Annotated in this window: 14 protein-coding genes; 13 read left to right on the forward strand and 1 reads right to left on the reverse strand. The window is 62.8% G+C overall.

Annotated elements, in window-relative coordinates:
- Nucleotides 1–292: 292 nt before the first annotated feature.
- Nucleotides 293–1,324, forward strand: a complete 1,032-nt coding sequence (locus tag GQ57_RS16510; RefSeq protein ID WP_160257528.1) for a GGDEF domain-containing protein — start codon at nt 293–295, stop codon at nt 1,322–1,324.
- A 132-nt stretch (nt 1,325–1,456) separates the two neighbouring features.
- Here GQ57_RS16510 and GQ57_RS16515 read toward each other — a convergent pair whose 3' ends face one another.
- Nucleotides 1,457–2,101 carry a TetR/AcrR family transcriptional regulator gene (locus tag GQ57_RS16515; protein WP_031401592.1) on the reverse strand — a complete coding sequence of 215 codons (645 nt, stop codon included), beginning with the start codon at nt 2,099–2,101 and terminating at the stop codon, nt 1,457–1,459.
- A gap of 367 nt (nt 2,102–2,468) precedes the next feature.
- Here GQ57_RS16515 and GQ57_RS16525 point away from each other — a divergent pair, with 367 nt between their 5' ends.
- The 12 genes from GQ57_RS16525 to GQ57_RS16580 form a co-directional block, all read left to right on the forward strand.
- Nucleotides 2,469–2,666: a hypothetical protein gene (locus GQ57_RS16525; protein WP_034198428.1), complete on the forward strand. Its 198-nt coding sequence runs from the start codon at nt 2,469–2,471 to the stop codon at nt 2,664–2,666.
- An 8-nt stretch (nt 2,667–2,674) separates the two neighbouring features.
- Nucleotides 2,675–3,601 carry an efflux RND transporter periplasmic adaptor subunit gene (locus GQ57_RS16530; RefSeq protein WP_052001346.1) on the forward strand — a complete coding sequence of 309 codons (927 nt, stop codon included), beginning with the start codon at nt 2,675–2,677 and terminating at the stop codon, nt 3,599–3,601.
- A gap of 28 nt (nt 3,602–3,629) precedes the next feature.
- Nucleotides 3,630–5,654: an FUSC family protein gene (locus GQ57_RS16535; RefSeq protein ID WP_081896678.1), complete on the forward strand. Its 2,025-nt coding sequence runs from the start codon at nt 3,630–3,632 to the stop codon at nt 5,652–5,654.
- Complete coding sequence (locus GQ57_RS16540; protein WP_280529009.1) at nt 5,651–7,078, forward strand: efflux transporter outer membrane subunit; 1,428 nt, start codon at nt 5,651–5,653, stop codon at nt 7,076–7,078. The genes GQ57_RS16535 and GQ57_RS16540 overlap by 4 nt, the downstream gene beginning before the upstream one ends.
- A gap of 220 nt (nt 7,079–7,298) precedes the next feature.
- A complete protein-coding gene (locus GQ57_RS16545) occupies nt 7,299–7,772 on the forward strand; it encodes a MarR family winged helix-turn-helix transcriptional regulator (protein ID WP_081896679.1) in 474 nt (157 codons plus the stop codon).
- 87 nt (nt 7,773–7,859) lie between these two features.
- Nucleotides 7,860–8,369 carry a TetR/AcrR family transcriptional regulator gene (locus tag GQ57_RS16550; protein WP_052001348.1) on the forward strand — a complete coding sequence of 170 codons (510 nt, stop codon included), beginning with the start codon at nt 7,860–7,862 and terminating at the stop codon, nt 8,367–8,369.
- Nucleotides 8,370–8,381: 12 nt separating this feature from the next.
- Entirely contained in the window at nt 8,382–9,041 is a 660-nt protein-coding gene (locus GQ57_RS16555) for a TetR/AcrR family transcriptional regulator (RefSeq protein WP_031401599.1), read from the forward strand.
- 395 nt (nt 9,042–9,436) lie between these two features.
- On the forward strand, nt 9,437–10,327 hold the full coding sequence (locus GQ57_RS16560; RefSeq protein WP_034198430.1) for an intradiol ring-cleavage dioxygenase: 891 nt from the start codon (nt 9,437–9,439) through the stop codon (nt 10,325–10,327).
- A 311-nt stretch (nt 10,328–10,638) separates the two neighbouring features.
- Complete coding sequence (mhpA, locus tag GQ57_RS16565) at nt 10,639–12,321, forward strand: bifunctional 3-(3-hydroxy-phenyl)propionate/3-hydroxycinnamic acid hydroxylase MhpA (RefSeq protein WP_034198431.1); 1,683 nt, start codon at nt 10,639–10,641, stop codon at nt 12,319–12,321.
- The gene (locus tag GQ57_RS16570) at nt 12,318–13,397 is read left to right on the forward strand and encodes an alpha/beta hydrolase family protein (RefSeq protein ID WP_034198432.1); all 1,080 of its coding nucleotides are present in this window, start codon (nt 12,318–12,320) and stop codon (nt 13,395–13,397) included. The genes mhpA and GQ57_RS16570 overlap by 4 nt, the downstream gene beginning before the upstream one ends.
- 132 nt (nt 13,398–13,529) lie before the next feature.
- The gene (cyoA, locus tag GQ57_RS16575) at nt 13,530–14,417 is read left to right on the forward strand and encodes a ubiquinol oxidase subunit II (protein WP_034198433.1); all 888 of its coding nucleotides are present in this window, start codon (nt 13,530–13,532) and stop codon (nt 14,415–14,417) included.
- A gap of 3 nt (nt 14,418–14,420) precedes the next feature.
- Nucleotides 14,421–15,265 (forward strand): cbb3-type cytochrome c oxidase subunit I (locus GQ57_RS16580; RefSeq protein WP_034198450.1); only part of this gene is annotated, 845 nt, incomplete at its 3' end.

A 15,265-nucleotide genomic window follows, 5' to 3' on the forward strand; every position in this document is an offset into this window, starting at 1 on the left:
CGCGGTACGTCGATCGGCATGTCGCGGGCGCGACATGTCTCGTTCCGGCGGAGGCGCTGTCGGTTCGGGGCGGCGTCGCTTCGATTGTCGTTTCCTCGATCCCGGGCGCCTGCGCCTGGCAGCATGCGCACGGGTATTTCAACGGCCCGCCCGATCCGGTTCGTGACGGCGGTGTGCGGCCATTCGTCAGATGAATTGCGTCGGTGTGCCGATCGAGCGGCATACGTGCGCAGCACTAAACTTCTGCGGTCCCGATGCCGTTAAAGGTGCATCACAATCACGGATCACAGTTGTGTCTCTCATTTCCGGCTCCGACCGACCTGCGACGCGTACGCAGACATTTCTGCCCACCGGCCGTCCGGATCATCTGGCGCCATCCGTGACGGAGTGGTTGCTGCATGACGACCAGATCATGCGCGAGTGCTTTCGCCACGCCACCGAAATCCTCAAGTACGTGATGGGTGACGTGCTCGCGGTGGTGACGGTGCTGGATGCGGATCATCAGCACGGCGGCGGCGAGGGCGGCCTGTTGTTGCGACGGGCTTCGCAAGCGAGTCTGCCGTGCGATCAGGTGGTATGCATGGACGACGTGTTCGTGATCGAGGACACGCGGGCGTGGGACGACTTGCCGGGCTGCGCGCAAGTGGACCTGCCGTCTCACGTGCGGTTCTATGCGGGTGTACCGATTCGCCTGCCGGATGGCGAGACGATCGGCGAGCTGTGCGCGATGGCCTCGAGCCCGCGCCGTATCGGCGCCCGCGAGCGGGGCGTGCTGCGCCATCTCGGCGAAATGATCGAGAACGACCTGCGTCTGCGCATGGCGTCGGCAGTCGATCCGCTGACCCAGTTGTTCAATCGCCGCAGCATGCTGGATTACGTCCACGAACGCTGGCACCAGGCGCATCCGGGCGAAGGCATGGTCGCGGTGATCATCGATATCGACTGGTTCAAGCAGTACAACGATACCTATGGTCACCTGGCCGGCGATGCCTGCCTCAAGGCCGTGGGCGGCGTGCTGCTGGACGCCGCCGACCAAAGCAACACGCTGGTCGGCCGGGTCGGCGGCGAGGAGTTCGCGCAGTTGCTGATGAGCGTCCCGCGCGACGAGGTCGAGGGGGCGCTCGACCGGGTCCGCAGGATGATCGAGCAGCTCGACATCGAGCATTGCGGTTCGCCGCTCGGCAAGGTGACCTTGAGCATCGGCGCCGCCTACATATCGCGCAAGAGTCCCGAGGATCGCGGCTATCGGGAGGCATTCGAGGCGGCGGACCAGGCGCTCTATCGCGCGAAGGAGCTGGGGCGCAACCGGGTACAGGTCGCTTGAACGGTGCGTCGGCGCGGCACGCCGCGTGCTCCCGGTGCTCTCGCATCCGGTGCGACGCGTGTCGGCGGCCTGGCCGATGCGTTCGGCAACCTGCGGCTTGATGTCCGGACCGCCGATGCCGCCGCCGGGCCTTCAGTTTTTCGTCCGGATCCAGATTTGCAGAATGGATTCGATGCAGGAGCGGCACATCTGCTCCTCGATGGGGCCGACTCCCCAACTGTACCCGCCGGAAATCCGCGCCTCGTTGGCCATGCCCTGAATGAGGTTCCCGAGCAGATACGCCGCGTTGGCCGGATCGTCGATGCTCAATTCGCCACGCGCGCACGAATCGCGCAGATAGCGCTCGAACGGGAGCACGATCTGGAGCACGACGATCTGGCGAAAGTACTCCGCGATGCCGGGGATACGGTGGCCTTCGGACACCAGCAGCCGGTAGAACGCGACCGATCGCGGCTGTACCAGGTAGCCGAGGAGCCGCAGCCCGATGATCGGCAGGGCCTCCCGCGGCGGCTTGTCGGTCAGGTCGGCCGGAAAGAATTCGGCTTCCAGTCCGTCGAACTCACGTTGCAACACCGCCCGTAACAGGCCTTCCTTGTTGTCGAAAAGCTGATACGCAGTCGTCGCCGATCCGCCGGCCTTGCGGACGATGGTCATCATCGACGTCTGGGCGAAGCCGGCGGCGAGGAATTCTTCGGCGGCAACCTCGAGAAGCTTCGCGCGCCGGACCTCGCCACGCTGCGTCAGGGCAGCCTTGCTGCTGCGTTTGTCAATGTTCATCGCAAGTGTGTCATCGGCGCCGCTGAATGCAGCAGTTGCCTGCCTTGTCGTTCGGCGCACGCGTCATTCAAAAGGTCAAGACAGTAATGTACTACACATTACGCGTGCCATCACGGTGGCCTTGGCTCACCGGCGGGTCGCTGCACCTTCTCAAAAAAGTAGTGTATAGTACGTTACACTTTCTGCTGGAGCGGGGCGACCCCTTGCAGTAAGGGGGAGCGGTTCCACTTTCCGGATCGGCGCGCGGCGCCTGGCATGTCAGGGCGGACAAACGTGCGGCTCCCGGGGGCTCGGGGCGGGCGTGCGGTGTGCCCGGGGTCGTTTGCGAGATGAAACGAAGGATCGTACAGGCGAGGAGCCGTTCACTATGCTGCGCGAAATAGATATTTTCGGACTACTACTGAGTCCGATAGCGATGATGGTTCTTGTCTCCCTGGTGGGAACCGGCGTCATCGCGCCCATCGTCAATCGGTTGATTCCTCATCGGAGCAGCCAGCACGAGAACCTTCTTTACATCCTGATATTCACCGGCCTGCTGGCCGTGATGGTCGGAAACACGTTTTGAGAGTCACCATGAAGCGCGCTATCAGTATCTTCGTCACCCTCCTTCTGATCGGCATCACGGCATACGGTGTGATCTACATATGGAATCGATACATGTATACGCCGTGGACCAGGGACGGGCGGATACGGGCAACGGTGGTATCCGTCGCGCCTGACGTATCGGGCTGGATTCAAAGCCTGAATGCCGAGAACGCCCAGAGCGTGAAGGAAGGCGACGTCCTGTTCACGGTAGACGGGGCCCGCTATCAGATTGCGCTCGATCAGGCGAAGGCGCAGGCGGACCTCGCCGAAACCGACTGGGAAAAGGCGCAGCGTGTTTACCAGCGACGCAAGACATTGACCGACGGCGGCGTGAGTGCGGAAGAGATTGACGTCGCCCGCCTCGACATGGAAAACAAGGCCGCTGCGCTCAAGCAGGCGCGCGCGCGCGTGAACGAAGCCCAGCTCGATCGTGACAGGACGATCTATCGGTCTCCGGTGAACGGAAAGGTGATCAACCTGAATCTCGAAAAAGGCGACTACGTGACGCGCGGAAGCGAGCGGCTCGCGATCATCAAGGACAACAGCTATTACGTGACCGGCTATTTCGAGGAAACGAAAATCCCGGCCATCCGCCTGGGCGACAAGGTCGATATCTGGCTGATGGCCGGAGCCGGGCATCTGACCGGACATGTCCAGTCGATCAATAGCGGCATATCGAATGAAAATACGACGCCGGGGAATGAGCAACTGCCTTCCGTCGCCGCCACGTTTGCGTGGATCCGGTTTGCCCAGCGCATTCCCGTGGACATCGTGATCGACAAGGTTCCCGCCGACCTGACGCTCAGCTCGGGGATGTCGGCGACACTCAAGGTGAATATTCCGGAATCACGAAAAGCATTGCTTCGCGACGCGGAGAATTCCTGGAAAACGGATTTTGGCGCGGTGGTTCATTGAAAACGGCAAGTCAGAATCTACGTGAAAAATGAACGACAGCCTGATATTCAGCTACCTGACTCCGAGTCGTGACGCCGTCAAGGCCGCGATCCGGATAAGTGTTTCCGTATGGGGGGCGATGATCATTGCGTTCCTCATGAATTTTGAGCACCCGGTATGGGCGATGATCACGGGGTTGATCTCGTTCTTCGCCCCCGACCAGGGGCAGGTGGTCAAGAAATGCCTGTATCAATGCATCAGCACGATCGTCGGAGGCGTGGCGGGCCTGCTGCTTGCGTCGCTGACGGCGCAGAGCCCTTTTTTCGCGGCCATCGGGTTGGCTTTCCTGGTCGCGATCGCCTCCGCGCTTTCCTATCACAGCCGGGACGCCAACTATACGTTCTGCTTTGCGATATTTTCGGTGACCGTTGCCATTGTGGTGATGGTGCCGGTCTTTATCGGCACGAGTAGCGAAACGATCGCCGAGGTATTCATCGATCGAGTGGGTACGGTGCTCGCGGGTGTCGTCTGGGTATCGCTCGTCAGCACGGCCTTGTGGCCGAAATTCAATCTGGAATCGCTGAAGAAGGCATCGGGCAACCTGGCCGTGTCGGCACTGAAAATCGGCTGCCTGTTCACGGGCGACGAGCGTGTGTTCAAGGATCAAATCCATGCGCTGTTTGGCAGCCTGATCGCGTGCGAGGATCTGGCAAGCCATTGCACCATGGAGGGCGTGCGCGGGAAGAGAACGGCCAAGGGTGCTCGCGAGGTGAACCGCATGGTGGTCGACGTGGTCGCGATTGCCTATGCGTTGCGACGGGCCTACTCGGCCGCGACGCCTGCCGGCAGGCAGTTCGTCTCCACCGAGATTGCCGGTCTCGCGCGACAGACCGAGTCGGCGGCAGCCGATCCGGCGCGCCTGGGTTCCTTTTTGCGCGACCGGATCGACGCGCTCAAGGCCGAAAGCGCGACGCGGAACGGCCCGGATGGCGCCGGGTTCGGTCAAATCATGAGCGAGGACCTGATCAATCTGTTCGGCCTGCTCGGGAAAATCTTCGAACGACACGGCAAGCTCGAACAGGACGTCAAGGACGCTCCGGTCGGCATTGTCGTCAGGCGTCACCTTCAGATCAGAAATACGCTGGTCAACGGATTCAGATCGTTTTTGTACTGTCTCGCCGCCTTCGGGGTCTGGTATTCGACGGGATGGGTGTACGGGTTTCTGATCGTGGTCGTGCCCACGGTCTTGAGTATCGTCCTCGGAAAGGCGCCGCATCAGGAAGTGTTGCTCAAGAAAATTGCAATAGGAGTCGGCGTGGGCATCGTGGCGGGGCTCCCGGTCTATGTCTTGCTGGCTGGCGCGCCCTCCGCCGTGGAACTCCTGGTCGTGACGGCCGCGCCCGCGCTTTTTATCGGGCTGCTGGGGCTGTCGCGTCTCGACTCGTTCGCATACAGCCTCGGCTATGCGCTTTCCTACCTGATCGTCGTGCTGCCGATGAACAGCCATGAAGTCACGCTGAATGTTTCATTCGCGGTGGAGCGCTCGCTGTGCGTGGGTGTCGGCACAATCCTTCTCGCGATTCTTTTCGTCATCCTTCCGCGTACGCCGTTTCTGGGTCGCGATACGCGATCGGAACAAGCGTTTCAGGGCGAGATGAAGCGCGCGTTCCGGTCGCGACCGGATCCGTCGCATCTGGCCGATTGGCATCGGGAAATCGCGTTGATCGTCGACAAGGCCGTTTCGATCTGTGCGGAAGTCGATGCCGCCAGAAAAACCGATGTCCTGCGCGCTGCCGGTCGATGCATATCCGTCGTCTGGCAGGTCGCCCGTGTCGAAAGCTGGCTGGAGAAGCGGGTGGATGCCGGTCAGTCGGCGTCGCTTTTGAAGCCGTGGAAGGTGGAAATACTCGACACCTTTGTCAAAGGACGGCACTCGATCGTCAAACCTCTTTCGAATCGCCTTGCGGAAGCATCCGCGCCGGAGTGCCGGCGGCTGGCGATGGATCGATTCGTCGTCGAGCACGACTACCTGATCGGACAAGTGCTCGAAGAGCGTAGCCAGGAGCAGAAATGAACATGTTGAAGAAGGTCTCGATCCTGTGCGGCATCGCCGTGCTGTCGGCCTGCAGCCTGATTCCGGAATACACGCGACCGAACCTGCCGGTCAAGGATCAATGGCCGTCCGGTCAGGCGAGCGCGTCGGCCGGCCTGTCCGCGCCCGATGTCGCATGGCAGGACTTCTTTTCGGACGGCGACCTGAGAAAGGTCATCGCCGCCGGTCTCGCGAACAACCATGACCTGCGTCGGGCAGCCCTGACGGTCATGGCCTATCGCGCGCAATACCAGATCCAGCGTTCGAATCTCGCGCCGCAGGTCGGCGCGGGCGCGTCGGCCTCGATTCAGCGCCTGCCGCGCGATCTGGCGATCAGCGGCCAGCCGGGGATGCAGAATCAATATACGGTCGACGTCGGCCTGGCGTCGTACGAGGTCGATCTGTTCGGGAAGATCAGGAGCCTCACGCAGGCGGAACTCGAGCAGTATCTCGCCTCCGGCGAGGCTCGACAGAGCGTACAGATATCGCTGATAGGCGAGATTGCGAAGGGCTACTTTACCTGGCGCACCGATCAGCAACTCGAGAAGCTGAGTTCGGCGACCTTGAGCAAGGACGAGGATACGCTGCGACTGGTGGAGCGGAATGCCGAGCGGGGCGTGTCGTCGCGACTCGAGGTCTATCAGTCCCGTACCCGGGTCGACCGGTCGCGAGCACAGGTCATCGCCGATAGCCGGAACGTCACGCAGGACAGAAATGCGCTGGAATTCCTGATCGGCACCTCGCTTCCCGACGGCCTCGCCCAGGAAGACCCGCTCGAGCGGCCCGTCATACCGGATTTGCCGATCGGCGTTCCTTCGACCGTGTTGCTCCGTCGTCCGGATATCAAGGCGGCCGAACATCGTCTGCTTGCCGCGAACGCGGATATCGGCGCCGCCCGGGCCGCCTTCTTCCCGAGCATCTCGCTGACGGCGTCGGCCGGAACGACCAGCGCGCAACTGCACAATCTCTTCAGCGGCGGGCAGGGGCTGTGGACGTTTGCGCCGCAGATCAACGTACCGATTTTCAGCGGCGGCCGCCTGCAGGCGAACCTGGATTACGCGAAGGTTCAGAAGGATCTGCGCGTGGTCGATTACGAGCAGGCGATCCAGAGTGCATTTCGCGACGTTGCCGACGGAATCGCCGCCAGGTTGACGTATCGGGATCAACTGACAACCCAGGCCAGCCTCGTGAGCAACAACGAGAAGTATCTGAACCTTGCCCAGGGGCGCTTCAGGAGCGGGATCTCCAGCTATCTGACGGTGCTGGACGCGCAGCGCGAGCTTTTCTCGTCCCAGCAGGCGTTGAAACGGGACCGGCTCGCGCAGCTTCTGGCCGAGGTGAGCCTCTATAAATCCCTCGGCGGAGGCTTGAAGGACAACGAGGCGGCTGAAGTGAAAGCCGACTGACATGGCGTCGGCGTTGGCGTCGGCGCACCTTGCGCCGAACGGATCGGCCGCGAGCGGTACGGGTCGCCCGGATGAAGGGCGCTGCGTTCGTAGCCGGTTCAATGCATGCATTGAGTAGTCCTGCTTGTTTAAACGAGTCGACGCGGCACGATCGGTGGAGTCAATGCAAACGACTCTGCCGGTGCGCGGGAATTCGTGTTGCCACCTGGATGGGTTTTGAATGGATACCGGAACGTGTTCCGCGATGAACGGTTCGCCCGACAGCCTGGGCGTGACGACGTTTCACCTGCTTTCGCGGGTTGAAGCGCTGGCGTCACGCCGACTGAATCGTTATATGGAACAGAGGTTTGGCGTCACCGCGTGTCAGGCTCGGCTGCTGCATGTGTTGTCGATGGACCGTGGAACAGGCGTGTGCGATCTTGCGAATGCAACCGGCATCGACGTGAGTGCTGTTTCCCGCATGGTCGCTCGCGCGCGCAAGTCCGGGCTTCTGGTTTGCAATCACGGCCTGAAGGACCGTCGGATCATGGAGCTGGCCCTGACCGAGAAAGGGCGGGACGTTGCCCGCGCCATGAGCGAAATCAGCCATTGTGTCGAGCGTGAGCTGTTTTCCGATCTGACGATCGAAGAAGTCGGGTTTCTCAGGACGATGCTGGATCGAATCAAGTCAAATTCGTGCTCCTCCGGGCATTGAACCGTGAGCACGAACCCGCACCCGCAATGAGTCGGTCGGCAGCGAACTATTCCGGGAGGATTGGAATCAATGCAAAGAAAGCATCAAATGAATCGGGCAGAGACAAGGAAGTGTCTTATCAGTGCGGCGCGAAAGGTATTCGTCACGCGTGGATTCTCGGTGGCGAGCATTGAGGAGATATCCAGGGAGGCGGGCAAGACCCGGGGGGCGTTCTATTCGAATTTCAAGGCAAAAACCGAACTGCTGATGGAGCTTCTTTGCGAGGATCGCATTCGGGCATTGGATTTTTTCAGAAATAGATCGGATCTCGAGAAAAACGGCACGAATTCCGAGTCCGCCTCGTTTGTCAGGTTCATCCTGTCCGTCGATTTCGAAGATCATCTGCTGTTGTGGATGGAAGGGCACCTGCTGGCGGCCCACGATCCGGAATTCGGCGTGCGTTACTGGAAGATGGTGCAGGAGCTGTTTTCCGAGATTCTGGGCGCGTCCGACGGATTTTGCGTGAACAGCCGGAACATCACGTACGTCGCGCTGTGCCACCTGATGCGCGAGGTGGCCGCCTCGCAGAATCCGGCCGCATCCCCGGGATATCTGTGAGGCCGTTCTCGCATGCCCGGCCCTGATGTTCCGACCCGGCGTTCGGCCGCCGCCAAACGGGCCAGAGGGCGCCCGTGCGGCACGGCGGACAGCGGGTTCGACGCACTCCTGCGGTGTGCCCAGCAAATGTTCGCCCGGCAGGGCTACGCCGCGACGAGCATGCGGGAGATCGCCGGCCTTGCCGGGGTCAACCAGGCGCTGATATCGCATCACTTCGGGTCGAAAGAAGGACTGTGGGCCGCGGTCATCGAGCAACTGGCCGGGCAATTCGATCCGTTGTTCGAGACGACGAGGCAACTGCGCAATAGCCGGATGTCCGCGATCGAGCGCATCAGGCAAGCGCTGGTGCTGTTCATCGACACGCTGTTCGAAACGCCATGCGTCGGGATGTTGTTTGCCACCGCCGCGACCGAACACGGCGAGCGCCTGAACCTGCTGGTCGACCGGTTGATCCGGCCATATCGCGACGCATTCGTTCCGCTTCTCGAGGATGCAATGGATGCCGGCACGGTGAGGCACCGCAATCCTGAACTCATGTACGCGATGGTCGTGAATTCAATCAGCGCAACGGTATCTTACAAACACATCCTTGCCGGATTTTCCGATCTGACGGAGCATCCCGGTAAATTCAGGAAAAGCATTCTGGATATTGCCATGGAATTGATTCGTTAACCTGAAGATCATCCGGATTGCGCATAAAAAAATTGGTCATTGCAGTGGCGTGTGCGCATATCGGCAAACCCGTTCGCCGTTACGCCTAAATCAGCCCAATTTCCTCGTGCACGGCCTGCCCTGTCGATATCTGATTCGACGAAGCCGGAATGACAATTCATCGCAGGCAATCTGCGCATCAGTGTATTGCGTCAACCGGTTGCATTCGCCGGAAACTTTCAAAAGAACGCCGGCCGGGCCGGCCTGTACGCCATTTCGATCCGTTCCTGTTTTTCATCCATTCGATTTCTCCGTTAATTGAAAAACAAAACTTCGCAACCTCGTCTTTTTCCCCGCGCGGGAATTAATTATCGTCATGCCAACGATCAACAGGATGGAATCCGGAGACACTCACCGTGCGAAACATCAATGAAGACACCATCACCCAGGCCGTGATCGCCGCGATGGCCGACTGCGGGAATCCCCGGCTGCTGACGATCATGACCAGCCTGGTGCAGCATCTGCATTCCTTCGCCCGTGAGGTCAGGCTGACCGAGGCGGAGTGGGAGGTGGCGATCCGGTTCCTGACCGAGGTCGGCCACATTACCGACGACAAGCGCCAGGAATTCATCCTGTTGTCCGATACGCTGGGCCTGTCGACCCTCGTGACGGCGCAGAACAACGCCAAGCCGCCGGAATGCACGGAATCGACGGTCTTTGGCCCGTTCTTCGTCGAAGGCGCGCCCGAGTTGCCGCTCGGATCGGACGTTGCCAACGGCGCGCGGGGAGAGCCCTGCTACGTCAGCGCGCAGGTGTGCGGAATCGACGGCAAGCCCGTGGCCGATGCGCGCGTCGACGTCTGGCAGTCGGACGAGGACGGCCACTATGACGTGCAGGTTCCGTCCGCGACCGGCGCGCACACCCATCGTGCGCGGGCGCAATTGCGTACGGATGCCGAAGGGCGGGTCTACTTCCGCTCGATCGTGGCGGTGCCGTACCCGATCCCGCACGATGGCCCGGTGGGCTGGATGCTCGACGCGCTGGGGCGGCATCCCTGGCGGCCCGCGCACCTGCATTTCATGATCGTCGCGCCCGGATACGAACGGCTGATCACGCACGTCTTTCGCGACGGCGGCCCCTATCTCGACTCGGATGCCGTGTTCGGCGTGCGCTCGACGCTGGTGGCCGACTGGGTGCGCCACGAGGCCGGTCGGGCGCCGGACGGCACGGAGTCGGAGGTGCCGTTCTACACGCTGCACTACAGCTTCGTGCTCGACACCGCGAACACCGGCGAGGTGCGGGCGTGATCCGGCACGTCGTCGGGTGGTGCTTCGCCGGCGAGTCGCCGGACGAGCGGAAGCCGGCCTTCGAGCGGCTGTGCGGCCGCATTCCGGGCCTGCGACGGGCCGAACGCGAAGCCGAACCGGACACATCCGGCGCGGACGCGCTCACCTGCCGTTCAGGTGAGCGTTCAACCGGCAGGTGCGATCGGACCACCGCTTGCGTCGCGTTGCACGCGGCTTTGGAGGGTGTCCGGTCGCCGTGAATCGATCCGTAACCGGACGGATCGCCGCGCACCCGTTGCGCTTCCCGCAAACCAGTACAAAGAGACAGGACGATGGTGACTCAACAAGACCATGCTGCGCCGGACGCGCACGATTTCTATGACGTAGCCGTGATCGGCTATGGCCCGACCGGCCTGGTGGCCGCCTCGCTGCTGGGCCAGGCCGGATATCGGGTGATGGTGGTGGAGCGCTGGCCCGCCATGTACGGGTTGCCGCGCCTGACGCACATCGACGGCGAGACCGCCCGCATCGTCCAGGCCTGCGGGGATGTCGACCAGGCGATGCGCGATGCGCTTGGGCTGCATACCTATCACTATGTCAACGCTGACGGAGAGTTGCTGCTGGAACTCGAGTGGAAGGGCAAGCAGTGCGGCTACACGGCGCACAACGCCATCTACCAGCCGGACATCGAGGATGCCATTCACGATCGTGTCGCCGCAATGTCCAATGTCGACCTGCTGCGCGGTTGGGAAGCGGTGTTCCTCAAGCAGGGCGACGACAGCGTCACGATAGCGATTCAACGCACCAACACCGCGAAGGACGGCGTTCGGGCGGGAATGGACGAGCAGTGGTCCTCGCCGGCGAAGTCGTTTCACGCCCGCTACGTGATCGGCGCCGACGGGGCCAACAGCTTCGTGCGGCGCAGCCTGGGCATCGAGCGGAACGACTATGGCCACAAGCACCGCTGGCTCAATCTCGATTCGGAAAACCTCTCGGACGCCGCGGAGCGCTTCAAACAGCTGACGATCTTCTGCGACCCGGCGCGAGGCCACATGTACATGCCCATCGGCGAAAGCCGCACGCGTTTCGAGGTACGCCTGCTGGACGGCGAAAGCGTCGAGGACTGGGAGGATCCGGCCCGGGGATGGCGCTGGCTGCAGGAGAAGTACGGCGTCGGTCCGCAGGACTTCAGGTTCCTGCGCAACGTGGTCTATACCTTCCAGACCCGCATGGCCGAGCGCTGGCGCGAAGGCAATGTGCTGCTGGGCGGAGATGCCGCGCACGCAATGATGCCCTATATGGGCCAGGGCGCCTGCTCCGGCATGCGGGACGGCATCAACCTGGCCTGGAAACTGGATCTGGTGCTGAGCGGCCGGGCAGCGCCCGCGCTGCTGGACAGCTACGAAGCGGAGCGCCGGCCGCACGCCCGGAAGATCATGGAGATGTCGCTGTTCCTTGGCCAGGTGACCAACGAGGACGATCCGCGGGAAGCCGCTGCGCGTGACGAGGCTTTTCGTACCCGCACCATGCCGCCGATGCCCGCCTTCCCGAAGGTGGAATGCGGCGTGGTGCACCGCGAGCCCGACGGCAGCCTGCTGCCTTCCACCGGTGCGCCAGGGCCGCAGGCTTGTGTGCGGCACCAAGGTCGCGAGGGCCGGCTGGACGATGTGATGGGCCATGGCTTCCTGCTGGTGGCACACGAAGACCCGGCGCCGTTTCTTGCCGCCGGCCAGTGCGCGTTTCTGGCCCGGCTCGGTTGCCGCATCGTGGTGCTGTCCGACGACGAGCGGACGCCCGGCGCCGTGACGGACCTGGATGGCGAGGTGTCCGGCTTCATGACGCAGCACGGTATCGCAGCCTATATCGGTCGCCCGGACTTCGTCATCTTCGGCTCGGTGCGGCGCATGAGCGATCTGGCTGCGCTGGTCGACGACCTTCGTCGCACATTGCACTGGACCGACGGCGCGCAGGACAGCGAGGTACCCGTGCTCACGCTGACGGAGTACACGGCATGAGCGCGGCGATCTCTTCCGCGACGCTGGCTTTCCAGCGCGCGATGCCCATGACCCGGCTGCTCGATTGCGGCATGGAATTCGCCGACGCCCAGGCGCTGTTTCTGCGGACCAGCGCCGGCGAGGAATGGGACCGGGTGGCCGAGTCGCTCGCGCTGGCGCAACTCGATCGCGCGTCCCGGGCCGCGGATGGCGGCTGCCGTGTGACGGCGACCGACGCCCAGGCGGCGGCGCTGGCCAATCTGTTGTTCGCACAAATGGCCTTCAACCATGACAATGCGCGCAAGCGCGCGCTCTACGATCGACTGGTCGCGGCGACTCGGCAACTGTGCGCGTGGTCCGCGGGCCGGTTGACGCGTGTCGAGGTGCCGTTCAACCAGGGCCGACTCGCGGGCTGGCTGATGCGGCCGCGTTCGCGGCAAGCGCGCGGCACCGTGCTGGTGTTTGGCGGCCAGAGCGGCTGGGGGATTGCCTATCTCCCGATCGCGCGCGCGTTGGCCCGGAGGGGGCTGGCCACGCTGCTGGCCGAGGGGCCCGGCCAGGGCGAAACGCGCATGGTCCAGCGCATCCATCTGGATGTGGACGTCGAGGCCGCCTACAGCCAGTTCGTCAGCTTTATCCTGAGCGACGCCTCACTGGGGCAGCCGGGTATCTGGGGCAATAGCGTGGGCGGGCTGTGGGCGGCCCGCACCGCCGCGGCCGATTCCCGCATCCGCGCCTGTTGCGTCAACGGAGGTCTGGCGGCCCCGACGCTTTTGCCTTTCCGCACCTTCGCCGAACAGGCCGGCGCCATGCTCGGCACCGACGACGAGGATGCCATCCGCAAGAACTTCGAGCGCATGAGCTTCCGTCCCGCACGCGACCGCATCGCGTGCCCTCTGCTCGTTCTGCACGGCGGGGCGGATCCGCTCGTGACGCTGGAAGACCAGCAACCCTTCCTGGATGCCGCGGAAAGCGCGGATGCCACGCTGCGCATGTGGGAGGACGGCGAGCACACGATCTACAACCATGCCGCCGAGCGCACCGCCTTCGTGGCGGACTGGTTTGCCCGGCGGCTCGGGGCCGATCACGTTGCCTGATGCGCCACTCGAGGGTGCGCGGCGTCGGGCGCATCGATTTTCAATCAACCCCTGTCGTTCGGACAGGCAATCGCTTTCGTGGATCGGATGAACATCGGGCGTGGATGGACTCAATGACAATCAGGCTGTGTGATGAATAAAGAAGCTATGAAAAGCGCGTCGAGGCTGCTGCCGCTCGCCGCTGTATGGGTATTGTCCGGCTGCACGTTCGACGTGCTGAATCCGAAGGGCAGCGTGGGTGCCGCCGAAAAGGCGCTGATCGCGACGTCCACGTGGGCGATGCTGGTCGTCGTCGTGCCGGTGATCCTGCTCACGCTGTGGTTCGCGTGGCGTTACCGCGCATCGAACCGCAATGCAACCTACGCGCCGAACTGGTCGCACTCGACCGCGATCGAGGTCGTGATCTGGACGGTGCCGACGCTCATCATCCTGTTCCTCGGCGTGCTCACGTGGAAGACCACGCACGAGCTCGACCCGTACAAGCCGCTCGAGTCGTCGGTGAAGCCGATCGACGTCGAGGTCGTCGCGCTCGACTGGAAGTGGCTGTTCATCTATCCGGAACTCGGCATCGCGTCGGTGAACCAGCTGGCGATTCCCGTCGGCACGCCGGTGAACTTCCGCATCACGTCGGATTCGGTGATGAACTCGTTCTTCATTCCGCAGCTTGGCGGCCAGGTCTATGCGATGGCCGGCATGCAGACGCGTCTGCACCTGATCGCCGACGAGCCCGGCAACTATGCGGGCACGTCCGCGAACTTCAGCGGCCGGGGCTTCTCCGACATGAAGTTCCGCACGCTCGCCGAGCCGCGCGAACAGTTCGATGCATGGGTGCAGAAGGTGAAGGCATCGCCGGACCGGCTCGACGCGACCGTGTACGGCACCGTCGCGCAGCCCAGCGAGAAGGCGCCCGTGCGCTACTTCTCGTCGGTCGATCCGCGGCTCTTTCACAACATCATCGCGAAATACAACGATGGCCACGTCCTCGACCTGAAGGACGCCGCCTGCGGCACGAAGGGGTAACGCATGTTCGGCAAACTCACACTCTCGGCGATCCCGTATCACGAGCCCATCATCATGTCGGCTGGTGTCCTCATGGGTCTGGCCGTGCTGGGCGTGCTCGCCGCGCTGACGATCACCGGCCGGTGGAAATGGCTGTGGTCGGAATGGCTGACCACGGTCGACCACAAGAAGATCGGCGTGATGTACATCATCGTCGCGCTGATCATGCTGCTGCGCGGCTTCGCCGACGCGATCATGATGCGCATGCAGCTCGCGCTCTCGTACAACGGGCCCGGCTATCTGCCGCCGCACCACTATGACCAGATCTTCACGGCTCACGGCGTGATCATGATCTTCTTCATGGCGATGGTGTTCATGGTCGGCCTGATGAACCTGGTCGTGCCGCTGCAGATCGGCGCGCGCGACGTCGCGTTCCCGTTCATCAACTCGCTTTCGTTCTGGATGACGGCCGTCAGCGCGATCCTGATCAACGTCTCGCTCGTGATCGGCGAATTCGCGCAGACGGGCTGGCTTGCGTATCCGCCGCTGTCGGAGCTGCAGTTCAGCCCGGGCGTGGGGGTCGATTACTACCTGTGGGCGCTGCAGATCTCGGGTGTCGGCACGTTGCTGACCGGCGTGAACTTCTTCGTGACGATCATCAAGATGCGCGCGCCGGGCATGACGCTGATGAAGATGCCGGTGTTCACGTGGACCGCGCTGTGCACGAACGTGCTGATCATGGCGTCGTTCCCGATCCTGACCGCGACGCTCGCGCTGCTCGGCCTCGACCGTTACCTCGGCATGCACTTCTTCACGAACGAAGCCGGCGGCAACGCGATGCTGTACCTGAACCTGATCTGGGCGTGGGG

The sequence above is a fragment of the Burkholderia sp. MSh2 genome, from assembly GCF_000731655.1.
In the GTDB taxonomy this organism is placed as follows: domain Bacteria; phylum Pseudomonadota; class Gammaproteobacteria; order Burkholderiales; family Burkholderiaceae; genus Burkholderia; species Burkholderia paludis.